The organism is Agrobacterium sp. AGB01 (assembly GCF_014851585.1).
GTDB lineage: Bacteria > Pseudomonadota > Alphaproteobacteria > Rhizobiales > Rhizobiaceae > Agrobacterium.
On sequence record NZ_JACVAB010000002.1, the window covers coordinates 178204 to 196775 of the forward strand.

Sequence of the window (18572 nt, forward strand, 5' to 3'; positions counted from 1 at the left end):
CAGAGCGATCTGGCGGGGTTTTTGATAGTTATTGGATCTTTGGTGGTTCGCTAAGATTTGGCATGCCGGGCAGTCCGCCACCCTGGCCACCACCCGGTTGAGCTGGCGCACCATCCATTGGCGGCAAGCCGAAGTTTGGCATGGTGTTGCCCCCCTGATTGCCGAAGGCGGGCACCTCGATCTTGATCGAATTCAGGTCGACTTCAGGTGCTTTGTCCAGCCAATAGGTCACGGATTCGGGCCAGAAGATCACGATGGCGACGAGGATCAACTGCATGCCGAGCCATGGTATCGCCCCCATGTAAATATCTGACGTCTTGACCGATCTCGGTGCGATACTGCGAAGGTAAAACAACGCAAACCCGAAGGGCGGGTGCATGAAGCTGGTCTGCATGTTGATGCAGATCAGGACGCCGAACCAGATCAGGTCGATACCGAGCGACTGTGCAACCGGTGCCAGCATCGGGATAACGATGAAGGCGATCTCGAAGAAATCGAGAAAGAAGGCGAGGAAGAAGATGAAGATGTTGACGAAGATCAGGAAGCCGATCGGGCCGCCTGGAATGCCTGACAACAGGTGTTCTATCCACAACGAACCATCCATGCCCTGAAACACCAGGCTGAAGCAGGTCGCGCCCACCAGAATGAACACCACCATCGATGTGATGTGCATGGTGGAGTGCATGCCCTGCTTGACGAGATCCCAGGTCAGGCGGCGATGGCCTGCAGCCAGTGCCAGTGCACCGACAACACCCAGCGCACCGGCTTCTGTCGGTGTGGCAAGGCCGAGGAACAGCGTTCCCAGAACCAGGAAGATCAGCACGATGGACGGGATCATACCGCCGAGCACCTTGAGGACGAGGGCGCGGTTCAACTCGCCACGCGCTTCCGGCGGCAGGGCTGGCACATCCTTCGGGCGAACGAGCGACAGGATGAAGATGAACAGCAGGAAGATACCGACCTGAAGGAAGGATGGTCCGATAGCACCCAGATACATGTCGCCAACCGACTTGCCGAGCTGATCAGCCAGAACGATCAGCACGAGCGATGGCGGGATAACCTGGGTGATGGTGCCGGAGGCGGCAATAACACCCGTCGCAAGGCGTGGGCTGTAACCGTATTTCAGCATGATCGGCAGTGAAATAACGCCCATGGTGATAACCGACGCAGCAACCGTACCGGTGATGGCGCCGAGAATGGCACCGACGACGATAACCGCGTAGGCTAGACCGCCGGGAACGGCGCCGAACAGTTTACCGGTGCCTTCCAGCAAATCCTCCGCCAGACCGCATCGTTCGAGAATTGCCCCCATGAAGGTGAAGAACGGAATAGCCAGCAGTAGATCGTTCGAGACGATGCCGAAGATACGCAGCGGCAGAGCCTGCAGAAACGCTGGCGAAAAATGCTCGGTAAAAATACCGATGACGCCAAACATCAGACCGACGGTTGCGAGCGAAAAGGCCACAGGAAAACCGTACAGCATGAAAATGACCATGCTGACGAACATGAGTGGCGGCAGAATACCGTATTCGAACATGTTTTAAGTCCCCGTTCCCGACGCCGTTATTGAAGTGGTTTTTCGTATTTGGTGTCGAGTGCCACCAAACCGGCAAGAGCGCCGAAACGCTTGATCAGTTCCGACAGACCCTGAAGGAACAGCAGCGCAAAACCTGCAACGATAATGAGTTTGACCGGCCAGCGGATAAGACCACCGGCATTCGAGGACATTTCACCCTGATGGAAGGACAGGGCAAACATCGGCCAACTGAGCCACATCAGGTAGAAGCAGGCGGGAAGGAGGAAAAGTGTAATGCCGATAATATCGACCCAGATACGGGCACGCGATGAAATCGAACCATAGATGATGTCGACACGGACGTGCTCGTTCATGCGTAGTGTATAGGACGCGCCGATCAACACGATGAACCCGAACATGTACCACTGGATTTCAAGCCAGCCGTTGGAGCTGTAGTTGAAGATGTAACGCACAAGGGCGTTGATGGCACTGACGAGGCAGCATATCAGAACGAGGTAACCTGAAACCTTGCCAAGAAACTCACTGATCGCATCGATCACCGTGCTCAGCTTCAATAGAGCTGTCATTATTCTCCCCCTCTTGTCGTCTTTTCGTCCCTGATCCGACTCCAAGGCTATATTTATTGATTTTGCCACGCATTGTATCCTGCCCTTAAGCGGGCAGCGAAAAAGCCATTCAAATTTCTGTATGTGTTGTATTGTTGAAATGCAACGGTCCTGACATGCGTCAATAGTAGTGCTGTGCGCATTTATATCGATTTGATGCGGCATCACGTCCATTGCGCAGTTTAGTTGCTTTGTGTTAGGTCTCGGCGTGGAGAGAGAGCCGTAAAGGTCACGTATTCCGGCGTTTTATTGCGTATCGCGCTTCAAAAAGCGTCTGTTCCTTTACGGATTTTTGGAAGGGAAATTACCATGAGCGAACATCATACCGGACCTGTCGAAGTCGGCGCGCCGATGAACTATGCAGAGCACGAAAAAACCTACAATCTTTTTCTAAGCGCGACCAAACTGGGTACCATTGCGCTTTGCGCATTGATGATCGCCATGGCCGCAGGGTTCTTCACCACTGCCGGCTTTTTCGGCGGATTTATTGTGTTCGTCGTTCTGCTTGTAGCGGGCACAATTATCCTGCGCTGATATTTCGTCAGCAATCTGATTGGTCGGAGCCATCCTGCTGGAGATCAACGTCTCCACCGGGCTGTATTGCCGTGAAATTTAATGGATGGAACATGCCGGGCGCATCTCCGGATTTTCCAGTGATCTAAGGAGAGTCTGCGTTGAGCAGTGTGGTATTTGTGGCGAAGGAAACCTCGCCGGACGAACCGCGTGTTGCCGCTTCGGCGGAAACCGTCAAAAAGATGATCGGCCTCGGACTTGAGGTTGTTGTCGAAGCCGGGGCGGGTCTGCTGTCACGTATTCCCGATGCGGACTACGAAAAAGCCGGAGCGAAAATCGGCAAGGCAACCGACGCCAAAACCGCCGATGTCATTTTGAAAGTTCGTCGCCCGTTGGACAAGGAAATCAAGTCCATCAAGCAGGGCGCTATCGTCATTGCCATCATGGACCCCTACGGCAACGAAGAAGCGCTGGCTACTCTGGCAAAAGCTGGCGCCACGACATTCGCCATGGAACTGATGCCGCGTATCACCCGTGCCCAGTCGATGGACGTTCTGTCGTCGCAGGCCAACCTGGCCGGTTACCAGGCGGTTATTGATGCGGCTGGCGAATACGACCGCGCAATGCCGATGATGATGACCGCTGCCGGTACCGTGCCAGCTGCCAAGGTGTTCGTGATGGGTGCCGGTGTTGCCGGTCTTCAGGCCATCGCGACGGCACGCCGTCTGGGTGCTGTGGTTTCGGCCACCGACGTCCGCCCGGCTGCCAAAGAACAGGTTGCTTCTCTCGGTGCCAAGTTCATCGCCGTTGAAGACGACGAGTTCAAGGCCGCCGAGACCGCTGGCGGTTACGCCAAGCAGATGTCGGCTGAATATCAGGCCAAGCAGGCCGCTCTGGTTGCCGAACATATTGCCAAGCAGGATATCGTCATCACGACAGCACTTATTCCGGGCCGTCCGGCACCGAAGCTTGTTTCGCGCGCGATGCTGGCCTCCATGCGTTCCGGTTCGATTGCCGTTGATCTAGCTGTCGAGCGTGGTGGCAACGTGGAAGGTGTCGAGGCCGGAAAGGTTGTTTATGTCGAGGGCGTCAAGGTCATTGGTTACAGCAACGTCGCGGGCCGAGTGGCGGCATCGGCGTCGCTGCTTTACGCAAAGAACCTGCTGACATTCCTGGAGACGATGATCTCAAAGGAAACCAAGCAACTTGCCCTGAACACGGAAGATGAACTGGTCAAGGCAACCATGCTGACGCATGGTGGCGCCGTCGTTCATCCGAATTTCGGTGGCGTCAAGAATGAAGGAGCCGCATGATGGCGAATGAAGTTTTGAACAAGGCTCTTGATGGGCTGGATCAGGCTGTCGAAGCGGTCAAGGCTGCAGCGGCGCAAACGCCTGATGTTGTTGACGCTGTCGGTTTGGCGGCGCACGGTGTATCCGGCGGCGCAATCGATCCCTTCGTATTCCGTCTGGCTATTTTCGTGCTGTCGATCTTCGTCGGTTATTACGTCGTGTGGTCGGTAACGCCTGCACTGCACACACCGCTGATGGCCGTTACCAACGCGATCTCTTCTGTGATCGTGGTCGGTGCATTGCTTGCCGTTGGCATTTCCACTTCCGGTCTTGCGACCGGTTTTGGTTTCGTGGCGCTGGTCCTCGTATCGGTCAACATTTTTGGTGGCTTCCTCGTCACCAGCCGCATGCTCGCCATGTACAAGAAAAAAGACAAGTGAGGGCTGCCTGAATGTCCCAAAATTTTGCTGCCTTCCTCTACCTCGTTTCCGGCGTGCTGTTCATCATGGCGCTGCGCGGCCTTTCGCATCCTGCCACCAGCCGCAAGGGTAACCTGTACGGCATGGTCGGTATGGCAATCGCCATCGGCACGACGCTGCTTCTGGCAACGCCGTCCTTCGGCGGTTTGGTGCTGATCATCCTCGGTCTTGCTATTGGTGGTGGTGCCGGTGCCTATATTGCCCGCACAATCCCGATGACGTCGATGCCGCAGCTGGTTGCCGGTTTTCACTCGCTGGTTGGTCTTGCTGCTGTGCTGGTGGCAGCTGCTGCCATCTACACACCGTCATCCTTTGGCATTGGCGAGCTCGGTTCGATTCATGCGCAGGCGCTGATTGAAATGTCGCTCGGCGTGGCAATTGGTGCCATCACCTTTACCGGCTCGATCATTGCCTATTTGAAACTTGATGGTCGCATGTCGGGCAAGCCGATCATGCTGCCGATGCGCCATGTCATCAACGCATCGATCTTCGCTGCCATTGTCGTGCTGATCGGCATTCTGGTTGCTACCGAAAGCCACTTTGTCTTCTGGCTGATCGTTGCCCTGTCGCTGGTCTTCGGTGTTCTGCTGATCATCCCGATCGGTGGCGCTGATATGCCTGTGGTTGTGTCGATGCTGAACTCCTATTCGGGCTGGGCTGCAGCCGGTATCGGCTTTACACTCGGCAATCTGGCGCTGATCATCACCGGTGCACTGGTTGGTTCTTCGGGTGCGATCCTGTCCTACATCATGTGTAAGGGTATGAACCGCTCGTTCATCTCGGTTATTCTGGGTGGCTTCGGCGGTGAAGCAGCTGCTGCCACCGCTGACGATGGCGTTCAACGCACCGTCAAGCAGGGTTCTGCCGACGATGCGGCTTACCTGATGGCCAATGCCTCCAAGGTTATCATCGTGCCGGGTTACGGCATGGCGGTTGCACAGGCACAGCATGCGCTGCGTGAAATGGCCGATACGCTGAAAAAGAACGGCGTTGAAGTGAAATACGCAATTCACCCTGTTGCCGGTCGTATGCCTGGCCACATGAACGTGCTGCTGGCCGAGGCCAATGTGCCTTACGATGAAGTGTTCGAGCTGGAAGACATCAACTCTGAATTCGCACAGGCCGACGTGGCCTATGTGATTGGCGCGAATGATGTGACCAACCCGGCTGCGCGTGACGACAAAACCTCGCCGATTTACGGCATGCCGATCCTTGATGTCGACAAGGCCAAGACCTGCCTTTTCGTGAAGCGTTCGCTTGGTTCCGGTTATGCCGGTATCGACAACACGTTGTTCTACAAGGACGGTACGATGATGTTGCTTGGCGACGCCAAGAAGGTGACGGAAGAAATCGTCAAGGCCATGAACCACTAATCATCGGCTTGGGATTGTTTTGAAGGGTGCGTGCAGCAGTGCACGCGCCCTTTGTTTTGTCTTGCGTCGTCCAGAGTTCGTGATGGTTTGGAATACAAAAAGCCGGAAGGTTTCCCTTCCGGCTTTCGATCATGATTATGTTCGGCTCAAGCTTTATGCGCCGCCGCGAGTACGGGCAACGCCGTCAAGTGCTGGTTTATATTTGGGATCAAGACGCGCTGCGTGCGAATAGGACTTTGCCGCCTTTGCAGTCTCATTGCGACGCTCATAGACCAAAGCCTGGTTTGCCCAGGATTCAGCGATCTTGTCGTCCAGCGCAATGGCCGTGTTGAAGTCGGCAAATGCATTTTCATCGTCGTTGAGGGCGATGTAGGAGATGCCGCGGCCGTTATATGGCTCTGGCGAGCTTGGCGACAGCGAGATGGCCTTTGAGAAATCTTCGATTGCCTGCGCATGCTGGTTGCGGAGCTGATAGATCAGACCACGGTTATGCCAGGCGCGACCATCCGTGGTTTCAAGCTGGATCGCCCGGCTGAAATCGTTGAAGGCCTCATTGGTGCGGCCTGTCTGGCGGTAGAGGTTACCTCTGCCGATATAGGCCACGTCATAGGATGCGTTGATCTGCAGGGCGGCGTTGTAATCGGCAAGTGCCTGCGCCTGCTGCCCCATGTTGCGGTTGACCAGCGCGCGGTTGGCGTAAGCCTGGTAAAAGCGTGGGTTCAACTGGATGGCGCGGTCGAAGTCGGCCAGCGCACGGCGGAAATCACCAGCGCGGCCGTAAGCGGAGCCACGTACATTGTAGCCTTCCGGATCCTGCGGGTTCGAACTGATAACCGACGACAGGGAGGCGATGTTTTCACTGGAGCCCTGAGCACGATCCAGACGAATGGCGTCGGATGGCTGAGTGGTTGTGGCGCAACCGGATAGGCCGGCAACCAGCAAACAGGCCATGATCGGGAACAGTGCCGATGTCTTGTGCTTATCAACCACGTTGCGCCGCAGAGTGTTGGAACGAGCGGTTGCACAATTCATGTCGGCGATCATCTGGTGTCTTTTCCCTTAAAGGCCTGGCACTCAAATATGCTTGAGGCCGTAAACTGAAAAAGCGGCGGCGAAAATTCGCCCCCGCCCAACAAGCATTCAAAAACGTCGAAAAGACGACCGCTTAGCGAGCCGCACGGGCGCCAGCAACCAGGCCTTCGCGCTGTGCACGCTTGCGTGCGAGCTTGCGAACGCGGCTAATTGCTTCAGCCTTTTCGCGAACACGCTTCTCGGATGGCTTCTCGAAATGGTCGCGCATCTTCATTTCGCGGAAGACGCCTTCGCGCTGCAATTTCTTCTTCAGAACGCGTAGCGCCTGATCGACATTATTGTCGCGGACTAGTACCTGCACGTGTATCCCGTTCCTTTGTTTGGTTCTTAGAGCCGAAGACGAATGGCATCCTCAGGCAAACAAAATATCGTTCGTTGGCCAGCCGGCCACGCGATTGGTGTGGTGCAATATCAGATGATCTGCAGAAAGTCCAGCCGTTAACCTAGACGGCGCGTCAAAAAGCCCGGCTGCGCCGACATCGGGCAAATCAACAGCGCTGCCTTAATACAACGAATATGTTGCTTCATGTCAAAACATCGTGTGTCATGCGTCGCAAAGTGGACGATACAGCATGTCGCGATTTGTCATGTATGGTGCGCTAAAAACTCTACCGATCCTTCCAAGGGAGTCTGAAATCACATGCGGAAATATTCGGTTTTTGCCGTGGCCCGCGAGGCATTACGCGGTCACAAGGGCTGGGACGCCCAGTGGGTGTCGCCCGAACCTCGCAGTGAATACGACGTCATTATCATCGGCGGCGGCGGGCATGGTCTTGGGGCAGCTTATTATCTGGCCAAGGAGCATGGCATTACCAATGTTGCCGTTCTGGAAAAAGGCTGGCTGGGTGGGGGCAACAGTGGACGTAACACCACCATCATCCGCTCCAACTATCTCTACGAAGAGAGCATGGACATTTTCGAGCATTCGTTGAAACTGTGGGAAGGCTTGAGCCAGGAATTGAACTACAACGTCATGTATTCGCCACGCGGCGTGATGATGTTATCGCATAACATCCATGACATGCAGTCGTTCAAACGCCACATCAATGCCAATCGTCTTTATGGCATTGATAATGAGTGGCTGACGCCGGAACAGGCCAAGGCCTATTGCCCGCCGCTCGATATCTCCGGCACAGCCCGTTACGCGATCAATGGTGCTGCCTTGCAGCGCCGTGGCGGCACGGCCCGTCATGATGCGGTCAATTGGGGTTATGCGCGTGCCGCCTCCGATCGGGGTGTCCATATCATTCAGAACTGCGAAGTGACCGCCATCCGGCGCGGGCCTGACGGTGCGGTGATCGGAGTTGAGACGAACCGTGGATTTATAGGTGCGAAAAAGATTGGCGTATCGGCGGCCGGGCATTCGTCTGTCGTCATGTCGATGGCTGATGTGCGGGTGCCGCTGGAAAGCCAGCCGCTACAGGCGCTGGTGTCCGAACCGCTTAAGCCCATCATTCCATGCGTGATCATGTCCAATACGGTGCATGCCTATATTTCCCAATCCGATAAGGGAGAGTTGGTAATCGGTGCTGGAACGGACCAGTACACATCCTATTCGCAGACCGGTGGTTTGCAGATCATCACCCACACACTGGATGCCATTTGTGAGCTTTTCCCGGTTCTGCGGCGCGTCAAGATGATGCGCCAGTGGGGTGGCATTACCGACAACACACCTGATCGCTCCGCCATCCAGAGCGTGACGCCGGTGCCAAACCTCTTTGTCAATTGCGGCTGGGGTACCGGCGGCTTTAAGGCGACGCCGGGTTCAGCGCATCTGTTTGCGCATCTGATTGCACGGGGTGAGCCGCACCGGCTGGCCGCCGGGTTGACGCTCGACCGTTTCCGCACCGGCCGACTGATCGATGAAGCCGCCGCTGCGGCAGTTGCGCACTAAGGCTTGAGGACTAAACCATGCTGATTATTCGTTGCCCTTATTGCGAAGATGACCGTTCCGAATTGGAGTTTCGCTGGGCGGGTGAGGCGCATATTGCGCGCCCTGAAAACATTGCCGAGATTTCCGATGAGGCTTTTTCGGAGTTCTTTTTCATGCGTGACAATACCAAGGGGCTGATTTTTGAGCGCTGGCGCCACATTCATGGCTGCGGGCGTTTTTTCAATGCAGCCCGGCACACGGTCAGTGACCGGATTTATCTGACTTACAAGGCAGGTGAACCGAAGCCTGATGCCGCTGCCGGTCTTGAAATTGCCAGTGATAAAGGAGCGTCGAAATGAGCGGCGCATATCGTATTGCCGGGGTGGGGCGTCTGACGCCTGCACGCACTGCCCGTTTTACCTTTGACGGGAAGATTTACACGGCGCTTGAAGGTGACACGGTGGCCGCAGCATTGCTGGCCAATGGTGTTCACCTTATTGGTCGTTCGTTCAAATATCACCGGCCACGCGGTTTTCTTTCGGCAGGTCCTGAAGAGCCCAATGCCTTGATTGATGTGTCGCGCGATGCTGGCCGTCGCCAGCCAAATGTGCGCGCCACTGTGCAGGAGGTGTTCGACGGCGCCATCATCCGTTCGCAAAACCGCTTCCCAACCCTGTCTTTTGACGTAGGCGCGATCAACGATCTGTTTTCACCGTTTTTTGCCGCCGGTTTTTACTACAAGACCTTCATGTGGCCGAAGAGCTTCTGGCACAAGATTTACGAGCCGGTCATTCGCCGGGCTGCCGGGCTTGGCGTGGTACCAGATGAGGCGGATGCCGATCACTACGCAACCCGCTACGCGCATTGTGATGTGCTGGTGGCGGGCGGTGGTGCCGCGGGTCTGACGGCGGCACTTGCCGCTGCCCGAACCGGTGCCAATGTGATCCTTGCGGATGAGCAACCGGAGGCCGGTGGCGCCCTGCATTTCGACAAGGGTGCTATTATCGATGGCATGGAAGGTTATGACTGGGCGCAGGCGACCATCGCCAAGTTGAGAGCCATGCCAAATGTGCGGATCTTGCCGCGCACCACCGTCTTTGGATATTACAATCACAACTTCCTTGGGCTTGCGGAACGATTGAGCGATCATTTGGTGTTGCCGGAAAAGGCGCAGCCGCGTGAGCGTCTGTGGCAGGTTCGCGCCAAGCAGGTTGTTCTGGCGACAGGCTCCATCGAGCGTCATATGGTGTTTGCCAATAATGACCGACCCGGCATCATGCTGGCATCGGCAGGGCGCACCTATCTCAACCATTATGGTGTGGCGGTCGGTCACAAGGTGGGCGTCTATACCGCCCATGATTCTGCCTATGAAACGGCCTTTGATCTGAAAAAGGCTGGCGTCGAGATTGCCGCTATTGTCGACTGCCGCGATAACCCGGCGGAAAGCCTGTTGGCCGAGGCACGTTCGCTCGGCATCACAGTCCTGACTGGTCATAGTGTTTTCAACACATCGGGACGTTTGCGGGTGTCGTCGATAACCGTCGGTCGCAACGGCGGTGCGTCCAAGCGCAAGATTTCCGTTGATGCTCTGCTGGTTTCGGCGGGCTGGACGCCTTCAGTACATCTGTTCTCGCAATCACGCGGCAAGCTGCGGTTCGATGCGCAGAATGATCGTTTCCTACCTGATGTCCATGTGCAGGACTGTATTTCCGTTGGTACCTGCAATGGCACGGATGACTTGGAAGCACTGATTGCCGAGGCGCTTACGGCCGGTGAAAATGCCGCAAAAGCGGCCGGTGCCGCCGAGGATGCCGATGTCTACTTCACCGGTAGCAACTCGCGCAACTGGACCGGTGGCATGATCGGGGCGGCGGAAGGTGCAGGGGAAGATAGCGGCGTCAAAGCCTTTATCGACTTCCAGCACGATGTCTGCGCCAAGGATATTCGCCTTGCGGTGCGTGAAGGCATGCACTCCATCGAACATATTAAGCGCTTCACGACGAACGGCATGGCTTCTGATCAGGGCAAGCTCTCCAACATGCATGGTCTCGCCATTGCTGCGGAAGCGCTGGGTCGCGACCTGCCGAAAGTGGGACTGACCACCTTCCGTGCGCCCTATACGCCGGTGACCTTCGGCACGCTGGTCAACCACTCGCGTGGCCATCTGTTTGATCCGACGCGCAAGACACCGATGCATGCGCTTGAAGAGGCTGCCGGTGCGGTGTTTGAAGATGTCGGCAACTGGAAACGTGCGTGGTTTTTCCCGCGAGCCGGTGAAAACATGCACGAAGCGGTCAACCGCGAATGCAAGACCGCCCGTGACACGGTCGGCGTGTTTGACGCTTCAACGCTCGGCAAGATCGAGGTTGTTGGGCCGGATGCCGCAAAGTTCCTCAATCTGATGTATACCAATGCCTGGGACACGCTGAAACCGGGCAAATGCCGTTACGGCATTATGACCCGCGAAGATGGCTTTGTGTACGATGATGGTGTTGTCGGGCGCATTGCGGAAGACCGTTTCCATGTGACGACGACAACAGGTGGAGCGCCACGCGTGTTGCACCATATGGAAGATTATCTGCAAACTGAATTCCCGCATCTGAATGTCTGGCTGACATCGACCACCGAACAATGGGCGGTCATCGCCGTGCAGGGACCAAAGGCGAGGGAGGTGATTGAGCCGTTTGTTGAGGGCATTGATATTTCCAACGAAGCCTTCCCGCATATGAGTGTTGCGGAAGGCAAGTTCTGCGGTGTGCCAACCCGGTTGTTCCGTGTGTCGTTTACCGGCGAACTTGGTTTCGAAATCAACGTTCCCGCGGACTTCGGACCGGCAGTCTGGCAGGCCGTTCGCAAACGGGCAGAAGCGGTGGGTGGTTGCCTGTACGGTACGGAAACCATGCATGTTCTGCGCGCCGAAAAGGGGTACATCATCGTCGGTCAGGATACTGACGGCACAGTGACACCTGACGATGCGGGTCTGTCCTGGGCGGTTTCCAAAAAGAAGACGGACTTTGTTGGCATTCGCGGGTTGAAACGACCTGATCTCGTACGGTCCGGACGCAAGCAATTGGTCGGGCTTATGAGCAAGGAACCCACAATCGTACCGGAAGAGGGCGGTCAGATTGTTGCCGATCCCAACCAGCCCAAACCGATGACCATGCTCGGTCATGTCACCTCTGCCTACTGGTCGGAAAATCTCGGTCGTTCCATCGCGTTCGGCCTGGTGGTGGATGGCCATAAGCGGGTGGGCGAGACGCTTTATATCCCACTCGTAGACAGAACGATTGCCGTTGAAGTCACCGATATGGTGTTCTTTGACAAGGAAGGAGGCCGCATCCATGGCTGATACGATTGAAGCAACAAGAACACAGCCGAATGCCAGCTTCCGGCGTGTTCAGGGCAGCGTTTCCATCGAACAGGCGGCATTCGCATCACGCATCTCGCTGCGTGCCAAGGAAGATGCGGTTGGTCCTCTGTCCACGGCACTTGGTCTTGTGCTGCCAACCAGACCCAAAACATCCAGCGTGTCAGGACTGCGTTCAGCATTGTGGCTCGGGCCGGATGAGTGGCTGGTGATCGACCAATCAGGCGGAGATCTGATGGCGGCTTGTGCCACTGTCGATGCCATACATTCGTCTGCTGATATTTCTCACCGCAACACGGCCTTTATTGTGTCAGGTGAGGATGCGGCCGATGTGCTGAACGCAGGCTGCCCGCAGGACCTGTCGCTTGCGGCCTTCCCGGTGGGTGCGGTTTCGCGCACGCTGTTTGGCAAGGCCGAAGTGGTTATCTTCCGTGTGACCGAGGATACGTTCCGGCTGGAATGCTGGCGCTCATTTGCGGAATATGTCGGCGGGTTGCTGCGTGAGGCGGCATCCGAAGTCATATTCTGAGAGTTGACGTGTAAGGCGCGACGGGCTGTTCCGGTCAAAGACCGGGCCAGCCAAACCATTCTTCCGAGCAGCCATCTGCCGAGGGAAGATGAAAAATCGGCGTGACCGATTTCACTTTTTCAATCTTCGGTCGGTCTGTCTTTCGGGTCAAACTGAACGATGGTTGTCCATCGCGCGGTCAAGGCAGGTTTCTTTTCGTTTTCGATTTCTACCGAGACATCGTAGCTGGTCATCATCATGGCCGCGCCGCGCAGGCGTGCTTCAACCAGTGTGAAATGCCCACGGATACGAGCACCGCTTTTAACCGGGCTGACAAAGCGAATATTTTCAAATCCATAGTTGATACCCATGGTCTGTTCGCGGATCTTTGGCAGCGCGCTGTAATTGATGGCAGACAGCAGCGACAGTGTCAGGAAACCATGGGCAATGGTGCCGCCAAACGGGCTTTCAGCCTTGGCGCGTTCCGGGTCTGTGTGAATGAACTGTTCGTCCAGAGTGGCCTTGGCAAAGGCGTCAATCATCGGCTGATCGACGAGGATCCAGTCCGATACGCCGATCTCGCTGCCTACCAGGTCTTTTACGTCTTTTAATGAAATTTCGCGGGTCATAAGATTTTACCAGAAATGGTGAGGTGAAGCGCTGCAATGCCTCAGTCTATGTTTGTTGCCCATCTCCCAACAGTGGTGTGCAGTTTTGGGAGGCGCGCTGCTACATCATAAATGTTCACTTGGTGTGGCAATAACAAGATATGTCAGGAGTGATGATAGAAGCCGACGCTGCGGGCAGGCACGGTAGCGCTCTCCTTCTCGGCATCACCGCCAACAGACTTCCAGCCGCTGCTGGGAAGGATAAAGTTCTGAGGTTCGAATGTGCGGTTGAACAGCACGGCAAGACGCGTCGATTTGATGGTTTTCAGGTCTTTGGTTTTTAACAGCATGGCAAAGGGTGTGCCATCGGCTCTTTCCCAATCTGCGACGCTCATAGCCACGCCTTCAGGGTTCAACCATTCGACATCCTGCTCGCTTCCGGTGAAAAATTCCGTCGAGGAAAAGACAGCGAAGCGTTTGCGCAAAGACGACAGGAACGCGGTGTGGGCAACCAGTTCGCTGTTCAGGCCTCTCCAGTCGAGCCAGGTAAGCTCATTGTCCTGCGCATAGGCATTGTTATTGCCCTGCTGTGAGCGTCCACCTTCGTCACCTGCCGTCAGCATGATTGTCCCATGAGTGACAAAGAGTGTGGACAACATGGCTTTTACGTCAGCGACACGTCTTGCAAGTATTTCCAGATCGTCGGTGTTACCTTCTGCACCATTGTTCCACGAATGGTTTTCATTATGTCCATCACGGTTTTCTTCGCCGTTTCGCTCATTGTGTTTGCCGGCATAGGAGACGATGTCCATCAGGGTGAAACCATCATGGGCGGCGAGAAAATTGACGCTGCGGGTTTCCGTTCCGCTGTGGCGTGAAAAAATGCCTGACGAGCCGGCCAGCGCATCGGCCAAGGCACCTGTTGTCCACTGGTCGCCACGCCAGTAACGACGCAGATCATCCCGGGCTCGGTCATTCCATTCCAGATAGGAATCCGGAAAATTGCCAAGCTGATATCCATCCGGTCCGATGTCCCAGGGTTCGGCAATCAGGATGCGATCTTTCAGCAGAGGGTCGTTGTGAATGGCGGCCAGTGTCGGTGATTGCCGTTCGAAACCGGTTGCCGAGCGACCCAGCACCGGCGCCAGATCAAAGCGGAAACCATCTATGCCCGCATGCTGAACGAAATGGCGCAGACTATCGACAATAAGCCGACGCACCGGCTCGCTGTCGCAGGCAACTGTGTTGCCGGTGCCGGTATCATTGACCAGTACACCGGGATTGTCTGCTGCGTGGCGATAATAATTGAGATTGTCGAGCCCGCGCAGTGACAGCGTTGTTCCGTGACGATCACTTTCGCCGGTGTGGTTGAACACCAAATCGAGGATGACGCCGATATCCTGTGCATGGAGTGCGGCGACGGTGTCGCGCAGCTCGTTCACGCCACCGGGCGCCAGACGCGGATCAAGTGCCATGAAGGCAACGGGGTTGTAACCCCAGCCATTGGTCAGGCCGAGAGGCGGCAGATGGCGTTCGTCAATCCAAGCGGTGATCGGCATCAGTTCGATGGCATCAACACCGATATGTTTGAGGTAGGCTATGACCGACGGATGGGCGAGAGCTGCAATCGTACCACGCTGATGTTCAGGCACATCAGGATGCAGCATGGTGAAAGGTTTGACGGCAATCTCATAAATGAAACCGCCCTTATTGAAGCGCGGTTTGTCCAGTGTGACGGGCTTGTGCCGTGTCACAACCGATTTTGGTGTGACGAAGGCTGTTTCCAGGCCAAAGGTGAACAGGCTTGAATGATTGGAAAAGGGACGATCGAGCACGGTCGCGTACGGATCGACCAGCAGTTTTGTCGGGTCGAACCACAGGCCGTGATCGGGCGCGTAAACACCGTGTGCCCTGTAGCCATACCGTGCGCCGGGTTTTACGCCATCAACAAACAGGCGGTGAACATCGTCATCGCCGCGTTCCATCGCCAAGCGGGCAATTTCCTTGTTGCCGGTTTCGTCAAACAGGCACAGTTCAAGTTTCGATGCATATTGAGAGCGGACCGCGAATTCGACGCTATCCTGGAAAAGCTGGGTTCCCCCATGCAAAGCACTGCCGGTGTTGGTGAAAGCGGTGTCATCTGCCATTGGAAGATATTTCCCGAGCTTTTCCTGCATGGTTTTGACAGGAAGGTTTCGACCGGCGCGCATGGGTGCGGCACCGCACATTTTACTGTGCAGTGCCTGCTGTTATCAGGTGATAACGGTTGGCTCGGAACGGCCGGTATGGGACTTGATGCCTGCAATGGTATCTGCCACGGAAATCAGGTCGGCCAGAGCTTCCTGCGTGTCAATGGCGTGACGGGCCGGATCAGCCTCGTAACGTTCGACATAAAGGCGCAGCGTTGCACCGGCGGTGCCGGTGCCGGACAAGCGCAGCACGATGCGCGAACCGCCTTCAAACAGAATACGGATACCCTGATTTTTGCTGACGGAGTGATCGATCGGATCGTGATAGGCAAAATCATCGGCCGAGGCGACCTTGAGGTTGCCGTAAGTGGTGCCAGGAAGGGTTGCTAGTTTCTCGCGCAGCGTTGCAACAAGCGTGTTGGCGGCGGTGGCATCAACCTCTTCATAGTCGTGACGCGAATAGTAGTTGCGACCATATTCGGCCCAGTGTTTTGTCACGATGTCTTTGACGCTTTCCTTGCGGACGGCGACGATGTTGAGCCAGAACAGCACGGCCCAGAGACCATCTTTTTCACGTACGTGGTTGGAGCCGGTGCCGAAGCTTTCCTCACCGCATACCGTCACCTTGCCGGCATCCAGCAGGTTGCCGAAGAACTTCCAGCCGGTCGGGGTTTCGTACATGCCAAGGCCCAGTTTTTCGGCAACACGGTCTGCTGCGGCGCTGGTTGGCATGGAGCGGGCAATACCGGAAATGCCGCCAGCGTAACCGGGTGCCAGTTTGGCATTCGCGGCAATGATGGCGAGGCTGTCGGATGGTGTCACGAACATGCCCTTGCCGACCACCATATTGCGGTCGCCATCGCCGTCCGACGCAGCGCCGAAATCGGGACCTTCTGCGCTCATTACGTCGTCGTAAAGTTCTTTGGCGTGCACCAGGTTCGGGTCAGGATGGTGACCACCAAAGTCCGGCAGAGGAACGGCGTTGCGCACCGAACCCTTTGGTGCACCCAGGCGCTTTTCGAGGATTTCGACCGCATAAGGGCCGGTGACGGCGCTCATGCTGTCGATGATCACGCCAAAGCCGCCAGCAATCAATGTCTTGATGGCGCCAAAATCAAACAGGCTTTCCATCAGTTCGGCATAATCGGCAACGGAGTCAATGACCTCGACGGTCATGCCGCCAGCATCGACCGAGCCGATGACATCCAGATCTATGTCGGAAATATCGGCGATCTTGTAGCTGTCGATAACCTTGGTGCGAGCGAAGATCGCATCGGTAATTTTTTCCGGTGCAGGGCCGCCATTGTCGACATTGTACTTGATGCCAAAGTCTTCATCGGGGCCGCCGGGATTGTGGCTTGCGGATAGTACGATGCCACCGAAGGCGCCATATTTGCGAATGATGTTAGAGGCGGCCGGCGTGGAGAGAATGCCACCCTTGCCGACCAGAAGCTTGCCGAACCCAGCTGCTGCAGCCATTTTGATGGCCTTCTGGATGACTTCGCGGTTGTAATAACGGCCATCGCCGCCAATAACCAGTGTCTTGCCATTGAAGTTTTCAAGTGAGTCAAAAATGGATTGAATAAAGTTTTCTGCGTAATTTGGTTGCGCGAAGACTTTCACCTTCTTGCGCAGTCCGGACGTGCCGGGTTTCTGATCCTGAAATGGCGTCGTTGCGACGGTCTTGATCATTGTTCAATTGCCTTTCGAAGCAAGACGGGAATAAAGGTCGGCATAAAGGCCTGCACTTTTTTCCCACGATACGTCTGATTTCATGCCCTGTTTCTGGATTTGCGTCCATAGTTTCGGTTCACTGTAGAAGCGCAATGTCTTGCGCAATGCCTGGCGAAGACCGTTGGCCGACACGGGCGAGAACTGAATGCCGGTCGCTGCCTTGGCGGCAAGGGCAGCCGGGTTAGCATCGATAACCGTGTCATTCAGACCACCGGTACGGGCGACAACGGGCACGCAACCGTAACGAAGGGCATAAAGCTGGGTCAGGCCACAAGGCTCAAAACGGGAGGGGATGATAATACTGTCGCAACCTGCCTGCATGAGATGTGAAAGTGGTTCATTGTAGCCTATAGCGACGCCTAGGCGGCCATTGTGGCGGGAAGATGCCGCAAGCAGAGCACCTTCCAGAGCGATATCGCCAGCACCCAGCACCACAAGCCGTGCACCCATATCGACGATTTCATCGGCGACTTCGGCCATCAGGTCGATGCCTTTTTGCCAGGTCAGGCGGGAAATGATGCATAATAGTGGCGTGTCGTCTTCATCGATGCGGAAGTGCGACGCGACGGCGGCTTTGTTGGCTTTGCGCGCCTTGATGTTTGCCTGGCTGAAGTTGTCCGCGATCAAAGTATCGGTGGCCGGGTTCCAGACCTGCGTGTCGATGCCATTGACGATACCGAACAGGGCATCCGCCCGGCTGGCAATAACTCCTTCAAGGCCCATGCCAAATTCTGGTGTGAGGATTTCCTCGGCATAGGATGGGCTGACAGTGCTCAGCGCAGTCGCGGTTTGCAGACCACCTTTCAGGAAACTGACGGAACCGTAATATTCGACAGCTTCCATGAAGGCATGGGCTGGCAGACCCAACTGACTGAAAATAGTGGCGTCGAACTGGCCCTGGAAGGCGATATTATGAATGGTCAGCAGGCTTGGAATTTCCGGTGCCTCACCATATCGCATATAGACCGGTGCCATGGCACCTTGCCAATCATGGGCGTGCAGAATGTCCGGTTGCCAGCCGGGCAGTTTTCCGGTGGCGATTTGTGCCGCCGCCAGCGACAGTGCGGCGAAACGTTTCCAGTTATCCTTATAGTCCTTGCCGGTCGCATCAAGATACGGCCCGCCCGAGCGCGCAAACAGGCTGGGTGCGTCCAGCACCAGCAGGTCCAGACCCTCATGCGTAACTTCGAGAATGTCGCCGGTTTCACCCAGCAGATTATCGAAGGTCGCAATCTTGCGAGCATCCTTGATCGCCGACATGACCGGCGGATAGCCCGGAATAAGGGTCTTGGTTTCCACCCCCAGCGACTTGATCGCAAGGGGCAGGGCGCCTGCAACATCCGCAAGGCCGCCGGTTTTGATGAGCGGGTAGACTTCGGATGAAACCGAAAGAACTTTCATA

Annotated in this window: 16 protein-coding genes; 8 read left to right on the forward strand and 8 right to left on the reverse strand. The window is 55.9% G+C overall.

Annotation, left to right across the window (positions count from 1 at the left end; all coding sequences use genetic code 11):
* Positions 1 to 28: 28 nt before the first annotated feature.
* Positions 29 to 1537 carry a TRAP transporter large permease subunit gene (locus IB237_RS07630; RefSeq protein ID WP_192488058.1) on the reverse strand — a complete coding sequence of 503 codons (1509 nt, stop codon included), beginning with the start codon at positions 1535 to 1537 and terminating at the stop codon, positions 29 to 31.
* A 26-nt stretch (positions 1538 to 1563) separates the two neighbouring features.
* Positions 1564 to 2103, reverse strand: coding sequence for a TRAP transporter small permease subunit (locus IB237_RS07635; protein ID WP_192488059.1), 540 nt, complete (start codon positions 2101 to 2103; stop codon positions 1564 to 1566).
* A gap of 348 nt (positions 2104 to 2451) precedes the next feature.
* On the opposite strand from IB237_RS07635, the gene IB237_RS07640 reads away from it, so the two are divergent.
* The 4 genes from IB237_RS07640 to IB237_RS07655 all read left to right on the forward strand — a co-directional run bounded on the left by IB237_RS07640 (position 2452) and on the right by IB237_RS07655 (position 5799).
* Positions 2452 to 2676 (forward strand): aa3-type cytochrome c oxidase subunit IV, encoded by a 225-nt coding sequence (locus IB237_RS07640; protein WP_192488060.1) that lies wholly within the window; start codon positions 2452 to 2454, stop codon positions 2674 to 2676.
* Between the two features lie 140 nt (positions 2677 to 2816).
* A complete protein-coding gene (locus IB237_RS07645; RefSeq protein WP_192488061.1) occupies positions 2817 to 3968 on the forward strand; it encodes a Re/Si-specific NAD(P)(+) transhydrogenase subunit alpha in 1152 nt (383 codons plus the stop codon).
* On the forward strand, positions 3968 to 4387 hold the full coding sequence (locus tag IB237_RS07650; RefSeq protein WP_192488062.1) for a proton-translocating transhydrogenase family protein: 420 nt from the start codon (positions 3968 to 3970) through the stop codon (positions 4385 to 4387). Before IB237_RS07645 ends, IB237_RS07650 begins: the two co-directional genes overlap by 1 nt.
* A gap of 11 nt (positions 4388 to 4398) precedes the next feature.
* The gene (locus IB237_RS07655; protein ID WP_192488063.1) at positions 4399 to 5799 is read left to right on the forward strand and encodes an NAD(P)(+) transhydrogenase (Re/Si-specific) subunit beta; all 1401 of its coding nucleotides are present in this window, start codon (positions 4399 to 4401) and stop codon (positions 5797 to 5799) included.
* 153 nt (positions 5800 to 5952) lie between these two features.
* On the opposite strand, the gene IB237_RS07660 is transcribed toward IB237_RS07655, so the two are convergent.
* Both IB237_RS07660 and rpsU read right to left on the reverse strand, forming a co-directional pair.
* Entirely contained in the window at positions 5953 to 6831 is an 879-nt protein-coding gene (locus tag IB237_RS07660; RefSeq protein WP_371815298.1) for a tetratricopeptide repeat protein, read from the reverse strand.
* 133 nt (positions 6832 to 6964) lie between these two features.
* Positions 6965 to 7192 carry a 30S ribosomal protein S21 gene (rpsU, locus tag IB237_RS07665; RefSeq protein ID WP_192488065.1) on the reverse strand — a complete coding sequence of 76 codons (228 nt, stop codon included), beginning with the start codon at positions 7190 to 7192 and terminating at the stop codon, positions 6965 to 6967.
* Positions 7193 to 7531: 339 nt separating this feature from the next.
* Here rpsU and IB237_RS07670 point away from each other — a divergent pair, with 339 nt between their 5' ends.
* Genes IB237_RS07670 through IB237_RS07685 form a run of 4 tightly spaced genes read left to right on the forward strand, consistent with a single transcriptional unit; the run spans position 7532 to position 12660 of the window.
* Positions 7532 to 8785 carry a sarcosine oxidase subunit beta family protein gene (locus tag IB237_RS07670; protein WP_192488066.1) on the forward strand — a complete coding sequence of 418 codons (1254 nt, stop codon included), beginning with the start codon at positions 7532 to 7534 and terminating at the stop codon, positions 8783 to 8785.
* A 17-nt stretch (positions 8786 to 8802) separates the two neighbouring features.
* Positions 8803 to 9123, forward strand: coding sequence for a sarcosine oxidase subunit delta (locus tag IB237_RS07675; RefSeq protein WP_192488067.1), 321 nt, complete (start codon positions 8803 to 8805; stop codon positions 9121 to 9123).
* The gene (locus IB237_RS07680; protein WP_192488068.1) at positions 9120 to 12113 is read left to right on the forward strand and encodes a sarcosine oxidase subunit alpha; all 2994 of its coding nucleotides are present in this window, start codon (positions 9120 to 9122) and stop codon (positions 12111 to 12113) included. The genes IB237_RS07675 and IB237_RS07680 overlap by 4 nt, the downstream gene beginning before the upstream one ends.
* Complete coding sequence (locus IB237_RS07685; RefSeq protein WP_192488069.1) at positions 12106 to 12660, forward strand: sarcosine oxidase subunit gamma; 555 nt, start codon at positions 12106 to 12108, stop codon at positions 12658 to 12660. The genes IB237_RS07680 and IB237_RS07685 overlap by 8 nt, the downstream gene beginning before the upstream one ends.
* Before the next feature lie 119 nt (positions 12661 to 12779).
* Here the strand turns inward: IB237_RS07685 and IB237_RS07690 are convergent, their stop codons facing one another.
* The 4 genes from IB237_RS07690 to glgA form a co-directional block, all read right to left on the reverse strand.
* On the reverse strand, positions 12780 to 13268 hold the full coding sequence (locus tag IB237_RS07690) for a MaoC family dehydratase (protein WP_192488070.1): 489 nt from the start codon (positions 13266 to 13268) through the stop codon (positions 12780 to 12782).
* Positions 13269 to 13411: 143 nt separating this feature from the next.
* Complete coding sequence (gene glgX / locus IB237_RS07695; protein ID WP_192488071.1) at positions 13412 to 15394, reverse strand: glycogen debranching protein GlgX; 1983 nt, start codon at positions 15392 to 15394, stop codon at positions 13412 to 13414.
* 105 nt (positions 15395 to 15499) lie between these two features.
* The gene (locus IB237_RS07700; protein WP_192488072.1) at positions 15500 to 17128 is read right to left on the reverse strand and encodes an alpha-D-glucose phosphate-specific phosphoglucomutase; all 1629 of its coding nucleotides are present in this window, start codon (positions 17126 to 17128) and stop codon (positions 15500 to 15502) included.
* A 3-nt stretch (positions 17129 to 17131) separates the two neighbouring features.
* Positions 17132 to 18571, reverse strand: coding sequence for a glycogen synthase GlgA (gene glgA / locus IB237_RS07705; protein ID WP_192488073.1), 1440 nt, complete (start codon positions 18569 to 18571; stop codon positions 17132 to 17134).
* Position 18572 lies beyond the last annotated feature (1 nt).

Coding starts and splice junctions, on each gene's coding strand:
- IB237_RS07630 (WP_192488058.1), bottom strand. CDS start 1,537: ATGTTCGAATACGGTATTCTGCCGCCACTCATGTTCGTCAGCATGGTC.
- IB237_RS07635 (WP_192488059.1), bottom strand. CDS start 2,103: ATGACAGCTCTATTGAAGCTGAGCACGGTGATCGATGCGATCAGTGAG.
- IB237_RS07640 (WP_192488060.1), top strand. CDS start 2,452: ATGAGCGAACATCATACCGGACCTGTCGAAGTCGGCGCGCCGATGAAC.
- IB237_RS07650 (WP_192488062.1), top strand. CDS start 3,968: ATGGCGAATGAAGTTTTGAACAAGGCTCTTGATGGGCTGGATCAGGCT.
- IB237_RS07655 (WP_192488063.1), top strand. CDS start 4,399: ATGTCCCAAAATTTTGCTGCCTTCCTCTACCTCGTTTCCGGCGTGCTG.
- IB237_RS07660 (WP_371815298.1), bottom strand. CDS start 6,831: ATGAATTGTGCAACCGCTCGTTCCAACACTCTGCGGCGCAACGTGGTT.
- IB237_RS07670 (WP_192488066.1), top strand. CDS start 7,532: ATGCGGAAATATTCGGTTTTTGCCGTGGCCCGCGAGGCATTACGCGGT.
- IB237_RS07675 (WP_192488067.1), top strand. CDS start 8,803: ATGCTGATTATTCGTTGCCCTTATTGCGAAGATGACCGTTCCGAATTG.
- IB237_RS07680 (WP_192488068.1), top strand. CDS start 9,120: ATGAGCGGCGCATATCGTATTGCCGGGGTGGGGCGTCTGACGCCTGCA.
- IB237_RS07685 (WP_192488069.1), top strand. CDS start 12,106: ATGGCTGATACGATTGAAGCAACAAGAACACAGCCGAATGCCAGCTTC.
- IB237_RS07690 (WP_192488070.1), bottom strand. CDS start 13,268: ATGACCCGCGAAATTTCATTAAAAGACGTAAAAGACCTGGTAGGCAGC.
- glgX (WP_192488071.1), bottom strand. CDS start 15,394: ATGGCAGATGACACCGCTTTCACCAACACCGGCAGTGCTTTGCATGGG.
- IB237_RS07700 (WP_192488072.1), bottom strand. CDS start 17,128: ATGATCAAGACCGTCGCAACGACGCCATTTCAGGATCAGAAACCCGGC.
- glgA (WP_192488073.1), bottom strand. CDS start 18,571: ATGAAAGTTCTTTCGGTTTCATCCGAAGTCTACCCGCTCATCAAAACC.